Genomic DNA, 12,040 nt, shown 5'->3' with positions numbered 1-12,040 from the left:
GTGCGCACCGGCCGGACGAGGCCGGTGCCTGCGCCGCTGTTCAGCGTGCGGGCACCGCGGCCGGGGCCATGACTTCGTCGTTCTCCCGGTCGTCGTCGTAGTCCACGGTGCCGCCGGCGATATGGCCGGCCAGGCCGAGCAGCAGGAAGAGCATGACGAGGGCCTTGGCCGTGGTGTCCATGAGCAGCGGCCGGGTGCCGGAGCGGACCTCGTCCGGCGGGGTCGGTTCGTCGCCGAACAGCCGCTTGGGGTAGGCGGGGGTCAGCATCGAGGCGTACGCGGTGAACCGCATCTCGTAACGGGCGACGCCGGCCGTGGCGGCGAAGACCGGCGCGGGCAGCCGGCCCAGCACGATTCCGATGAGCCAGAACACCCAGCTCAGCGTGAACCAGCCCGCCATCGCGAGGTTGCTGATGACCCCTGCCGGGATCATCAGGATCAGGCGGAAGAACACCGCGAGCCGGTTCAGCGGCGTGGCGCGCAGTTCGATCTGCACGGGGTGGCCGGGAGCCGAGAACGCGAACGGCGGATAGCGGTCGACCAGGAGCATCGAGCTCACGCCGACCCGTGTCCGGTAGACGAGGACCGAGCCGAGGAAGGAGAAGATCGCGTCGGGCAGCCGCCCCATGAACAGGGCGGCGAACCAGCCCACGATGGTCACGAAGAACGCCGCGACGGAGAGCAGGCAGACGACCACGAACTGCGGCAGGAGCAGCAGCCAGCGCAGCAGGACGGTCCAGCGCCGCTGCGGTCCGGCAGGGGGGATGTCCAGGACGGGCAGCCACTCGGCACCCCCTGGATCGGTAGCGGCCCGTGAATCCCAGCCCGTCGCCATGAGGACTCCTAGTCGTGCCGATGACGCTTGCCGATGACGCTGCCTGCCACCACCATGCTGCGGCGATGCGGCGACCCCCGCGCCCCGCAGAGGCCCAAACGGAGGTGTCCGCCCGCCCTGTCGGCCGTCCGTCAGGCGTCCCGGCCTCTGCTGAATGGTCCGTTCCGCGGCTTGACTCGACCCCACCGATGATTTCCGGGCTCCACCCGGGTCTTCCATGCCGTAGAGAAGAGACCGGAGCGGGCGAGCCCGGCCGAACCACAGGAGCGAATCCCATGCGCATCGTCATCACCGAGTTCATCAGCCTCGACGGCGTCGTCCAGGCGCCCGGCGGTCCCCAGGAGGACACCGACGGCGGGTTCGCGCACGGTGGCTGGTCGCACCCGTACTTCGACGAGGAGGTGCTCGGCCCGGCGTTCGCCGAGGGGATGGAGAAGGCCGAAGCGCTGCTGTACGGGCGTCGTACGTATCTGACGATGGCCGGCGCCTGGCCCGACCGCGCGGGTGACCCGTTCGCCGACCGGCTGAACGCCCTGAAGAAGTACGTCGTGACAGACACGCTGACCGACGACGAGCTGACCTGGAACAACAGCACCCGCATCCCCGGCGGCGAGGCCGTCGCCCGCATCCGTGAGCTGCGTGAGCGCGAGGGCGGCGACCTGGCGATGATGGGCAGCCCCACCCTCGTACGGACCCTCATCCAGGAGGGGCTGGTCGACGAGCTCCAGCTCATCGTGATGCCGGTGCTGCTCGGCGGCGGCAAGTCGATCTTCCCGGCGGACGGTGGGAAGCGGCCGTTCGAGCTCGTGTCCACGGTCGCCGGCAAGACGGGCGTACAGGTCTGCGTCTACCGGCCGGCGGGCGCCGAGGGGTAGCCGCGGGGGCGCGGGCGTCCTAGGCTCGAACCGACGATATCTCTGACTCAGTCAAATATCCGGGAGTCGCCGATCATGACCGTCCACGACATCCGCGCCTTCAACCGCTTCTACACGAACGTCATCGGCGCCCTCGACTACAGCCGCCACCTCTACGCCCCCTACACCCTCACCGAGTCCCGCGTCCTGTACGAGCTCGCGCACTCCCCGCGTACGGACGCGGCCGACCTGCGGGCCGAACTCTCCCTGGACGCGGGGTACTTGAGCCGTATCCTGAACAAGTTCGAGCAGGACGGGCTGATCGAGCGCACGACGTCCCGGCACGATCCGAGGCGTCGGCGCGTCACGCTCACCGCGCGCGGCCGGGAGACCGGCAAGCTGCTGGAGGAGCGGGCGAGCGAATCGGTCGGCTCACTGCTGTCGACCGTGCCGGCCGCCGACCGCCCGCGCCTGGCCGACGCGATGACGACCGTACGCACGATCCTGTCCCATGGCCGCCCCGCCCGCCGCGAGGACGTCCTGCTGCGCGAGCCCGCCCCCGGCGACCTCGGCTGGATCGTGCAGCGCAACGCCTCCCTGTACGCCGCCGAGTACGGCTTCAACGCCGACTACGAGGGCCTGGTCGCGAAGATCGTCGCGGACTTCGCGCAGGACCACGATCCGCATCTGGAGCGGGTGTGGATCGCCGAGCTGGACGGCCGTCCGGTGGGCTGTGTGATGTGCGTACGGGACGAGGCCCCCGCCACGGCCCGGCTGCGGCTGCTGCTGGTCGAGCCCGACGCCCGCGGCCTGGGCATCGGCGACCGGCTCGTCACGGCCGTCGTCGACTTCGCCCGCGAGGTCGGCTACCGCGAGCTCGTCCTGTGGACCAACGACGTCCTGGCCGCCGCCCGCCGCATCTACCAGCGCCACGGCTTCGTCCTCGTCACCGAGGAACCCCACCGCTCCTTCGGCAAGGACCTGACCGGCCAGGACTGGCGCCTGGATCTGCACGGCACACCGGAATGACGCCCGGGCCGGGCACGGGCCAGGGCCCCCGATGGCCCGGTGCCGGATGGGCGTCCCTCCGTTTCCCTGGCAAGGTGGATGCATGAAACTGGCGTTCTCCACCCTTGGCGTCCCCGGTCTCCCCCTCCCCGCCGTGCTGCGGCTCGCGACCGAGCACGGTTATCACGGCGTGGAGTTGCGCACGCACCCGGAGGAGCCGGTGCATCTGGGGCTCGGGCCCGCCGAACGGGCGGACGTGGCGGCCGAGTTCAAGGCCGCCGGCATCGAGCTGCTGGGCCTCGCCGGGTACGCCCGGGTCGCCGCGCCCGGTGACGACGGGCCCGTGATCGAGGAGATCCGCAGGCTCGTCGACCTCGCCCATGACCTCGGCGCCCCCTTCGTCCGCGTCTTCCCCGGCGCCGACCCCGAGCAGAGCCCCCAGTCGGCGGACGCCATCGCCGCACGGCGCCTCGGTACGGCCGCGGAGTACGCCGCCGACATGGGCGTACGGATCCTGCTGGAGACCCACGACTCGCACCGCACCGCCGCCGCCGCGATCCGTGTCCTCGGCCTGGTCGGCCACCGCCACGTCGGCTCGCTGTGGGACGTCATGCACACCTGGCTGGGCGGCGAGCAGCCCACCGAGAGCTACGCCGCCCTCTCCCCGTACCTCGGCTACGTCCAGGTCAAGGACATCGCCTCCGCCGACGACACGACCCCGCTGCCGCTCGGCGCCGGGGTACTGCCGCTCGCCGAGTGCGTGGAGGTGCTCTCCCGGCACGGCTGGGACGGCTGGCTGTGCTGGGAGTACGAGAAGCGGTGGTACGAGGAGGCCGCACCGCTGGACGGGCTGCTCGGGGCGGGGCGGGACCATCTGGCGCGGCTGCTGAACGAGTCGGCCTAGATGTGACCTGGCGGTGGCCCAGCCGTGGCCTAGCTTCCGTGGGCACAGGCCCGTAATTCGCTCGCACGGCGCGCGGGCCGCCGTATAGCCTCGCGCCTCGTGCCCGAACCCACTCCGCGTCCCGTCATGCCGTCATGAGCCTCGCCCGTACGTTGATCGACGTACGGCCGCTGCGCACCTCCCCCGTCTTCCGGCGGCTGCTGATCGGGCGGACCGTGTCCGTGCTCGGTGGCTTCATGACGATGGTGACCGTCATGTACCAGGTGTGGGACATGACCCACAGCACGGTCTGGAGCGGTGCGGTCGGTCTCGCGCAGGCGTTGCCGATGGTGGGGGTCGGGCTGTTCGCCGGGTCGTGGGTGGACCGCGGCGACCGGCGGCGGATCTTTCTGCTGGCCACCGTCGGGCAGGCGGTGTGCGCGCTGCTGCTCGCGGTGCAGGGCTTCACCGGGGGTGTGCCGGTGGCCGGGATCCTCGCGCTCGTCGCGGCCGGGTCGTGCTTCGGGGCGGTCGGCGGTCCGGCGGCGGGGGTGTTCGTCCCGCGGCTGCTGCCCAAGGAGCAGGTGGCGGCCGGGCTGGCCCTCAACCACGCCTCCGGTCAGGCGATGATGCTGCTCGGCCCGGCGCTGGGCGGGCTGTTCCTCGGCTGGTTCGGCATCGGCGTCTGCTATCTGCTGGACGCCCTGAGCTTCGGTCTCGCCTTCTACGGCGCGTTCGGGCTGCCCGCGCTGCCGCCCGAGGGCGAGCCGTCGCGGGCCGGGCTGCACGGCGTTCTGGACGGCCTGCGCTTCCTGGCCGGGCATCGGGTGGTCCGGGGCGCGCTCATCACCGACCTCGCCGCCACGGTCCTCTCCATGCCGGTCAGCCTCTTCCCGCTGGTCAACGCCGAACGCTTCGGCGGCGACCCACGCACCCTCGGCCTGTTCCTGTCGGCCGTCGCGGTGGGCGGCGTCACGGCCACGGCCCTGTCCGGGGCGGTCACCCGGCTGGGCCGCCCCGGTGTGGTGATGCTGTGCGGGGCGGGGGTCTGGGGCTCGGCACTGGCCCTGTTCGGGCTGATGACCGACCCGTGGGCGGGGCTCGCGGTGCTGGCGCTGGCGGGGGGTGCGGATGCCCTGGCCGTCATCTCGCGCAGCACGATCGTCCAGACCCATACGCCCGATGCGCTGCTGGGGCGGGTGACGGCCGCGGAGCAGATCGTGGGGCAGGCGGGGCCGCATCTCGGCAACATGCGGGGCGGGTTGGTCGCCGGGTGGTCGTCCGGGGCGACCGCACTGGTGACGGGTGGGGTGCTGTGCGTGGTGGCGGTGGCGTATGTGAGCACCGGTACGCCGGAGCTGCGGGACGGGCCCGGGGAGGGGGCCGAGGAGGCGGCCGGGGAGAAGTCCGAGGAGGCGGCCGTTGAGGAGTCCGAGGAGGGGCCAACTGCCAGCTCCCTCTAGCCGGTTGAGGATTCCCGCCGCAAGAACCGGGCGACCCGGCTCTCCAGCCGCCCCCGGCACTGCGGCCACTCCGCCGCCGTGACGGAGAAGATCGCGGAGTCCCGCAACCGCCCGTCCTCCCCCGGCGCCCAGGACCGCGACCAGTTCCTCAGCACGCCCTCGAAGCGGGCGCCCACGCTCGCGATTGCCGCGCGGGAGCGCTCGTTGCGGGCGTCCGTCTTCAGGTCCACGCGGGAGACGTCCCACTCCTCGAAGGCGTGCCGGAAGAGGAGCAGCTTGGCCTCGGCGTTCAGGCCCGTGCCCTGGGCCGAGCGGGCGAGCCAGGTGAAGCCGACCTCGACGGCGTCCAGTCGGTCGGCGGACCGCCAGCAGCGCGGCTCCCAGTACGAGGTGGCGCCCACCGCCCGGCCCGTCGCCAGGGACACCTGTGCGTACGGTGCCAGCCGCCCCGTGGCCGCCCGTTCGAGCTGCGCGTCGACGTAGTCGCCGATCTCGTGCTTCCTCGGCACCCACGTGAACGCGTACGTCCCGCGGTCCTCCTCCGCCGCCACCGCCAGATCGGCGGCGTGCCGGTGCGTCAGCGGCTCCAGCCGTACCAACGCGCCCTCAAGGACCGGACCCTCCAGCTTGAAGCCCACCCGTCGACCCCCGTCACAACCGCGCCCGCAGCGCCCCGAACTCCTCATGGAAACCAGGGAAAGTCTTCCGTACGCACCCGGGGTCGTCGAACGAAATACCCGGCACCCGCAGCCCGGTCACCGCGAAGGACATCACGATGCGGTGGTCGCCGTACGACTTGATCTCCGTGTCGGTCGCGAGGGGCGCACCGGGCCGGATCTCGATCCAGTCCGGGCCCGTCGCCACCTCCGCCCCCAGCCGCCGCAGGTTCTCCGCGCAGGCCTCCAGGCGGTCGCACTCCTTCACCCGGGTGTTGGCCACGTCCTCGATCCGCACCGGCCCGGAGGCGAACGGGGCGATGGCCGCGAGGGTCGGCATGGTGTCGGAGATGTCGCGCATGTTGACGGTGATGCCGTGCAGTTCGCCCGTGCCGCGAACCGTCGTCGCGTCCGTGCCCACCGTCACCCGCGCGCCCATCCGCCGCAGTACGTCGACGAAGCCCAGGTCGCCTTGGAGCGCGCCCTCGCCCAGGCCCGGGACCGTCACCTCGCCGCCCGGCGTCACGGCCGCCGCCGCGAAGAAGTAACTGGCCGTCGACGCGTCGGGTTCCACGGCGTAGGTCGCGGCGCGGTAGCCGCCAGGCGGGACCACAAAGGTGTTCCCCTCCCTGCTCACCTCCACCCCGAACGCCCGCATCATCGCGATCGTGATCTCGACGTACGGCACCGACACCAGGTCGGTGACGGTGATGCGCAGGCCCCTGCGGGTCAGCGGTCCGAGCAGCAGCAGTGCCGTGAGGTACTGCGACGACTGGCCCGCGTCCAGTGTCACCTCCCCGCCCTCGACGCCGGCCGCGGCGATCGTCAGCGGGTGGTGGCCCTCCTTCTCCGCGTGCCGCAGGTCCACACCCAGGTCGCGCAGGGCCTTGCTCAGCGGCCCCAGTGGGCGTCGGCGCATCTGGGGCGAGGCGTCGAAACGGTAGGTGCCGTGGCCGGCCGCGGCCAGCGTCGGCAGGAAGCGGGCCGTGGTCGCGCCGTCGCGGCAGTAGACGTCCGCCTCCGCGACCGCGGGTCCCTGCGGGCGGCCGTCGACCTGCCAGGTGTCCGGGGTCCTGCCCACGCGGTAGCCGAGCCGCGTCAGGCCCTCCGCGAACCCCTCCGTGTCGTCGGAGCGCAGCGGCCGTACGAGGGTGGTGACACCGTCGGCCGCGGCCGCCAGGAAGAGGGCGCGGGCGGTGATGGACTTGGAACCGGGGATGGCGACTACGGGCATGGCCTCATGATCGCCCGGCCGTCCGTTCCGGTGCCCGGACGTCCACGGGATGGACCCGCACCCGGCCCTCGTCCGTGGCCCACTCGTCTGCCCGTTCGTCTGCCCATTCGCATGCCCGCTCGTCTACCCATCCGTCACACCACCCCCCGGCTCACCAACTTCGCCGATTCCGGCCATCCCCGGGAACCCAGCCCCCTCCCCGCTCGTCCAACCCGCAAGCTGCCGGAGAGTCACCGTGGTGCGGTGTCGGCCCTCGCTGCTGGCTGCGATCGCTGACCACCCTCTCCGCCGTGCCGCGGCCGGCAGCATGCCGCCATCGGCGCGCCCCCCTCCAACTGCGCCGATGGCGGCCCCTTGTCGGCTACGGCCCGCTCCCTTGACCGGCAGAAACTTCCCGGTTATTGGTGACTTCTCGGAAGTTTCCTTCAGAGCACCACCTCCGGAAGGAGCGCACGTGCCCGACACCAGCACGGGAAACACCGCAACGCCCGCAAGACGGACGGTCCTCGCGGCCACCGCCGGTCTGACCACCGCCCTCTGCGTCGGCGGCGCCGCCCACGCCGCCACCCCCGACGACCGCAAACTGCGCGCGCTCATCGCCCGGATGACCCTGCCGGAGAAGGTCGGCCAGCTCTTCGTCATGCGGGTCTACGGCCACTCCGCGACCGCCCCCGACCAGGCCGACATCGACGCCAACCTCAAGGAGATCGGCGTCCGCACGGCCGCCGAGCTGGTCGCCGAGTACCGGGTGGGCGGCATCATCTACTTCACCTGGGCGCACAACACCCGCGACCCGCATCAGATCGCCGACCTGTCCAACGGCATCCAGCGGGCCTCCCTCACCCAGCCCCGCGGTCTGCCCGTGCTCATCTCCACCGACCAGGAGCACGGCATCGTCTGCCGCGTCGGCGAGCCCGCCACCCTCTTCCCCGGCGCCATGGCCATCGGCGCGGGCGGCTCGCGCACCGACGCACGCACCCTCGGCCGTATCGCCGGACGGGAGCTCAAGGCGCTCGGCATCCGGCAGAACTACTCCCCCGTGGCCGACGTGAACGTCAATCCGGCCAACCCGGTCATCGGCGTCCGCTCCTTCGGTGCCGAACCGGCCGCGGTGGCCGGCATGGTCGCCGCCGAGGTGGCCGGATACCAGCGCGGGCGGCAGATCGCGGCCACCGCCAAGCACTTCCCGGGGCACGGCGACACCGCCGTCGACAGTCACTACGGCTTCCCGGTCATCACCCACACCCGTGAGCAGTGGGAGAGCCTGGACGCGCCGCCCTTCCGGGCCGCCGTCCGGGCCGGCATCGACTCGATCATGACCGCGCACATCATGGTCCCGGCCCTGGACGACTCCGGCGACCCGGCCACCCTCTCCCGCCCCATCCTCACCGGCATCCTGCGCGGCGAACTGGGCTACGACGGAGTCGTGGTGACCGACTCGCTGGGCATGGAGGGCGTACGGACGAAGTACGGCGACGACCGCGTCCCGGTCCTCGCGCTCAAGGCGGGCGTCGACCAGCTCCTCAACCCGCCGTCCCTCGACATCGCGTGGAACGCGGTCCTCAAGGCCGTCCAGAGCGGTGAGCTGACCGAGGCGCGGCTCGACGAGTCGATCCTGCGGATCCTGCGGCTGAAGGCGAAGCTGCGGCTGTTCGAGGAGCCGTACGTCAGCCAGGGCGGCGTCGACCGCAACGTCGGCACCCCGTCCCACCTCGCGACCGCCGACCGCATCGCCGAGCGCACCACGACCCTGCTGGTCAACGAGGGCGCCCTGCTCCCGCTGTCCCGCCGCACCCACCCCAGGGTCCTGGTCGTCGGCGCCGACCCGGCCTCCCCGTCCGGCACCACCGGACCGCCGACCGGCGTGCTCGCCGCCGCCCTCACCGAACTGGGCTTCACGGCGACCCCCCTGTCGACCGGCACCGCACCCTCCGCCGCCACCATCGCCAAGGCCGTCGCGGCGGCACGGGAAGCGGACGCGGTGGTGGTGGGGACGTACAACGTCACCGCGGGCAGTGCGCAGCGGACACTGGTCGAGCAGCTCCTCGCGACGGGGAAACCGGTGGTGGCGGTCGCGATCCGCAACCCCTACGACGTGGCCCATCTGCCCGGCGCACCCGCCTACTTGGCGGCGTACTCGTGGACCGATGTCGAGCTGCGCGCGGCGGCCCGGGTGATCGCCGGCCGGGTGGCGCCGCGCGGGAGACTGCCCGTGCCGGTGCAGCGTGCGGACGATCCGACCCGGGTCCTGTACCCGGTCGGGCACGGCCTGTCGTACGGGAGGAACTGACACCACCTGGCACCTCGGACGTAGCGCTCGTACGCCATATAACGACCCCACTCACCCCCAAACGACGCAAAGGACCCCACACGTCTGGCGTGTGCCCGTCGCCGCGGGCCACGCTTGACGGGGGTACCCGGGGGGAGTGCGATGCGTGGGAGAAATGCGGTCGGGGTGGCCTGTGCGTTGCTGGTGCTGCTCATCGGCTTGCTGACGGGGTGCCAGAGCACGTCGGGGGCGGCCGGGGAAGAGGACGGGCGGCTCGACAAGACCGCGAGCGAGCAGCAGGTGACGCCGACCCGGCCCGCGGGCTACGGCGCGGTGTTCCTCGGCGTCGACGAGTGCAGTTCCTTCGGTACGACGAGCTTCACCGAGGTGTCCTGCACCAGTGAGCGGGCGGCGGCGCGGGTCGTGGCGCGGCACGACGGGGCCGTGAGCGGCGGGCCGCTGTGCCCGGGGACCACGGACTTCGTGCTGCACATCAGCGAGCAGAGCCGGTCCTCCGACGAGGACGGTGACGGCGCGATCCCGCAGGGCTACGCCTGTATGCGCAACCTGGCCCCGCCCCACCCCGGCGACCCGGGCGGCGGGGGCGGCCCCCGCACGATCGTCGGCGACTGCGTGTACAGCTCGGGCGACGGCCAGGTCCGTGAGACGTCGTGCGACGGCAAGGGACAGCAGAAGCCGGAGTACAAGGTGACGAAGGCCGCCGGCAAGCGGGCGGGGTGCCCCTTGTCGACGGCCCTTTACGTCCAGCTGGGCGGCGAGAAACCGGTGGGTTGCGCGCGGCCCGTATGAGACGTGCGGCTACGGACGCAGCGTCGGCTGCCGGTCCACGCCGCGCACGTCCAGCTTGGCGTCGTACTTCGCCAGCGGCTTCGCCCGGTCCACGGCGGCGGCCGGGACACCGGCCCACTGCAGGATGCGGGCCGTGGCGAGGTTCTTCTCGTCGGCGGTCAGACCGGACACACGGGCGCCGTGGTTGGCGCCGGGGGCGGTGAGGACGTACGAGTCCTCGGCGCCCTTGCCGAGGCGGAACCGCTCGCCGCCCCACGGGTCGTTCTGCCCGTAGACGAAGAGCATCTGGTGGGCGTTGTGCCGCACCCAGCTGTCCACGTCACGCATGGCCCGCGGCTGGAACGTCGTCGGGATGTCCCTCGGGACGAAGTTCCGCGGGGGCTGGTAGCCGTAGCGGAGGTACTTCTTCTCGATGTGCGGGAAGTGGATCGTGGGCGCGCCGAGCTGGGTGGCCGCCTGGTAGTAGTACGGGGTGTACGGCTCCAGGCCCTGGTCGGTGTAGAAGGAGAAGCCGGAGACCGTGTCGATGGACGTCCAGATCTGGTCGTCGGTGGCGTTCTTCGCGTCCGGCGGGACCAGCTTGTCGTCGGCGCAGTTCTCCAGCAGGTTGTACTGCCAGAAGCCCCAGACGTAGTCCAGGACGACCGCCTCGTACGCCCGGTCCAGGCTGCCGATCGTGCGGAAGGTGTAGCCGTTGTCGGCGGCGACCGCGGCGTACTTCTTCTCCAGCGGCTCCCGGCGCACCAGCGCCTCCCGCTGCACGGCGTTCAGCCGGTCGCGGCACTCCTTGGTGCCGACGGTCGCGAAGAAGCGGTCGTAGGCGGAGTCCTCGTCGTTGACGACGTCGTTGGGGGCGACGTAGGCGACGACGCCGTCCATGTCCCTCGGGTAGAAGCGCTCGAAGTAGGTGGCGGTCATGCCGCCCTTCGAGCCGCCCGTGGAGAGCCAGTTCTTGTCGTAGACCTTCTTCAGCGCCTTGAAGATGCGGTGCTGGTCGCTGGCCGCCTGCCAGATGTCCAGCTTGGTCCAGTCGGCCGGGTCGGGCCGGGACGGCGTGAAGAAGCGGTACTCCATGGATATCTGGTTGCCGTCCACGATCTGGGTCGGCTCGCTGCGGCGCGGTGTCGTGGAGAGCTCGTAGCCGCTGGTGTAGAAGACCGTCGGCCGGCTGACGTCCTTGTGCAGCACGGTGATCCGCTGCTGGAACGTTCCCTTGGACGGGTGCCGGTGGTCGACCGGCTGGGTGTAGTTGAGGACGAAGAAGCGGTAGCCGGTGTACGGCTTCTCCTCGATCAGGCTCATCCCCGGTATGGAGAGCAGCCGTTCCTTTATGTCGGCGGTGGCCTGCGGCCGGGCGGCGGTGGCCGCTCCTGCCGTGCCCGCCGTCGCCGCCGTACCCAGCGTGCCGATCAGCACGGTGAGCGCCAGCAGCCATCTGAGCGCCTTGCGCATGCACCCTCCCCGGTGAGTCAGATGTGCGTGCGGAAGCTATCGGAGCAACTCCCTGACACACCAGGGGAGATGAAGAAAACCCGGCGGAGGTGGCCTGTCAGTGGCCGAAATCAGTCGGCATCAGCGGGCATCAGCGGGTCAGCAAAGAATCCAGCCCTTGCTCACGGACCCCGACCCGACCTTGCCCTTGACCCAGACACAGCGCTGCCCGGCATGCACGGTGACCGGCCCGGCCCAGCTGGTGTACTTGCCCTCGTCCTCGACCCTGTTGGCGCGGTACGCCTGCACGCTGACCATCATCCACTGCGCCCGCCCCGAGCTCTTGGGCTTGACGATGGCGCAGACATGCCCCCGCTTCTTGTACACGTAGAGCGTGCCGGTGGAGAACGGATATGTCCTGACCTTGCGCCCCGCACACCCCGTGGGAGCGGTCTGCGCCTGCGCCTCCGTCGGCGCCGCGACCGCGAGCACTCCGGACGCGGTCAGCAACGCCAGACCGACCACCAGCCGCCGGCCTATCGCACCCATGTCCACTGTCCTGTCCTCCCCGTACACCGGCAATGAGCGTACTGATGT

Annotated in this window: 11 protein-coding genes; 6 read left to right on the top strand and 5 right to left on the bottom strand. The window is 71.5% G+C overall.

Annotated features, from left to right (window positions below; translation table 11 throughout):
- Positions 1-40 precede the first annotated feature (40 nt).
- On the bottom strand, positions 41-835 hold the full coding sequence (locus ACFWYS_RS16385) for a DUF4389 domain-containing protein (protein ID WP_384768389.1): 795 nt from the start codon (positions 833-835) through the stop codon (positions 41-43).
- A 275-nt stretch (positions 836-1,110) separates the two neighbouring features.
- Between ACFWYS_RS16385 and ACFWYS_RS16380 the strand changes: the two genes are divergently transcribed.
- The 4 genes from ACFWYS_RS16380 (at position 1,111) to ACFWYS_RS16365 (ending at position 5,043) form a co-directional block, all read left to right on the top strand.
- Positions 1,111-1,710 carry a dihydrofolate reductase family protein gene (locus ACFWYS_RS16380; protein WP_384768386.1) on the top strand — a complete coding sequence of 200 codons (600 nt, stop codon included), beginning with the start codon at positions 1,111-1,113 and terminating at the stop codon, positions 1,708-1,710.
- Between the two features lie 75 nt (positions 1,711-1,785).
- Entirely contained in the window at positions 1,786-2,718 is a 933-nt protein-coding gene (locus ACFWYS_RS16375; protein ID WP_384768384.1) for a GNAT family N-acetyltransferase, read from the top strand.
- 82 nt (positions 2,719-2,800) lie between these two features.
- Entirely contained in the window at positions 2,801-3,601 is an 801-nt protein-coding gene (locus ACFWYS_RS16370) for a sugar phosphate isomerase/epimerase family protein (protein ID WP_384768381.1), read from the top strand.
- 134 nt (positions 3,602-3,735) lie between these two features.
- Positions 3,736-5,043 carry an MFS transporter gene (locus ACFWYS_RS16365; protein ID WP_384768378.1) on the top strand — a complete coding sequence of 436 codons (1,308 nt, stop codon included), beginning with the start codon at positions 3,736-3,738 and terminating at the stop codon, positions 5,041-5,043.
- Here the strand turns inward: ACFWYS_RS16365 and ACFWYS_RS16360 are convergent.
- On the bottom strand, positions 5,040-5,681 hold the full coding sequence (locus ACFWYS_RS16360; protein ID WP_384768376.1) for a GNAT family N-acetyltransferase: 642 nt from the start codon (positions 5,679-5,681) through the stop codon (positions 5,040-5,042). The two genes, ACFWYS_RS16365 and ACFWYS_RS16360, sit on opposite strands and share 4 nt — an antisense overlap.
- Before the next feature lie 13 nt (positions 5,682-5,694).
- Positions 5,695-6,933, bottom strand: a complete 1,239-nt coding sequence (gene aroA / locus ACFWYS_RS16355; protein WP_384768373.1) for a 3-phosphoshikimate 1-carboxyvinyltransferase — start codon at positions 6,931-6,933, stop codon at positions 5,695-5,697.
- Between the two features lie 454 nt (positions 6,934-7,387).
- On the opposite strand from aroA, the gene ACFWYS_RS16350 reads away from it, so the two are divergent.
- Both ACFWYS_RS16350 and ACFWYS_RS16345 read left to right on the top strand, forming a co-directional pair.
- Positions 7,388-9,223, top strand: a complete 1,836-nt coding sequence (locus ACFWYS_RS16350) for a glycoside hydrolase family 3 protein (protein ID WP_384768370.1) — start codon at positions 7,388-7,390, stop codon at positions 9,221-9,223.
- A 141-nt stretch (positions 9,224-9,364) separates the two neighbouring features.
- Positions 9,365-10,012: a hypothetical protein gene (locus ACFWYS_RS16345; protein WP_384768367.1), complete on the top strand. Its 648-nt coding sequence runs from the start codon at positions 9,365-9,367 to the stop codon at positions 10,010-10,012.
- A 9-nt stretch (positions 10,013-10,021) separates the two neighbouring features.
- Here the strand turns inward: ACFWYS_RS16345 and ACFWYS_RS16340 are convergent, their stop codons facing one another.
- Positions 10,022-11,464: a S28 family serine protease gene (locus ACFWYS_RS16340; RefSeq protein ID WP_384768364.1), complete on the bottom strand. Its 1,443-nt coding sequence runs from the start codon at positions 11,462-11,464 to the stop codon at positions 10,022-10,024.
- Positions 11,465-11,602: 138 nt separating this feature from the next.
- Positions 11,603-11,998 (bottom strand): hypothetical protein, encoded by a 396-nt coding sequence (locus ACFWYS_RS16335; protein WP_384768361.1) that lies wholly within the window; start codon positions 11,996-11,998, stop codon positions 11,603-11,605.
- Positions 11,999-12,040 lie beyond the last annotated feature (42 nt).

The sequence above is a fragment of the Streptomyces sp. NPDC059010 genome, from assembly GCF_042740355.1.
Lineage (GTDB): Bacteria > Actinomycetota > Actinomycetes > Streptomycetales > Streptomycetaceae > Streptomyces.
Note: the sequence above shows the minus strand (reverse complement) of the source record. Positions and strands in the feature narration are given on the sequence as shown.

Coding starts and splice junctions, on each gene's coding strand:
- ACFWYS_RS16375 (WP_384768384.1), top strand. CDS start 1,786: ATGACCGTCCACGACATCCGCGCCTTCAACCGCTTCTACACGAACGTC.
- ACFWYS_RS16340 (WP_384768364.1), bottom strand. CDS start 11,464: ATGCGCAAGGCGCTCAGATGGCTGCTGGCGCTCACCGTGCTGATCGGC.
- ACFWYS_RS16365 (WP_384768378.1), top strand. CDS start 3,736: ATGAGCCTCGCCCGTACGTTGATCGACGTACGGCCGCTGCGCACCTCC.
- aroA (WP_384768373.1), bottom strand. CDS start 6,933: ATGCCCGTAGTCGCCATCCCCGGTTCCAAGTCCATCACCGCCCGCGCC.
- ACFWYS_RS16345 (WP_384768367.1), top strand. CDS start 9,365: ATGCGTGGGAGAAATGCGGTCGGGGTGGCCTGTGCGTTGCTGGTGCTG.
- ACFWYS_RS16385 (WP_384768389.1), bottom strand. CDS start 835: ATGGCGACGGGCTGGGATTCACGGGCCGCTACCGATCCAGGGGGTGCC.
- ACFWYS_RS16380 (WP_384768386.1), top strand. CDS start 1,111: ATGCGCATCGTCATCACCGAGTTCATCAGCCTCGACGGCGTCGTCCAG.
- ACFWYS_RS16370 (WP_384768381.1), top strand. CDS start 2,801: ATGAAACTGGCGTTCTCCACCCTTGGCGTCCCCGGTCTCCCCCTCCCC.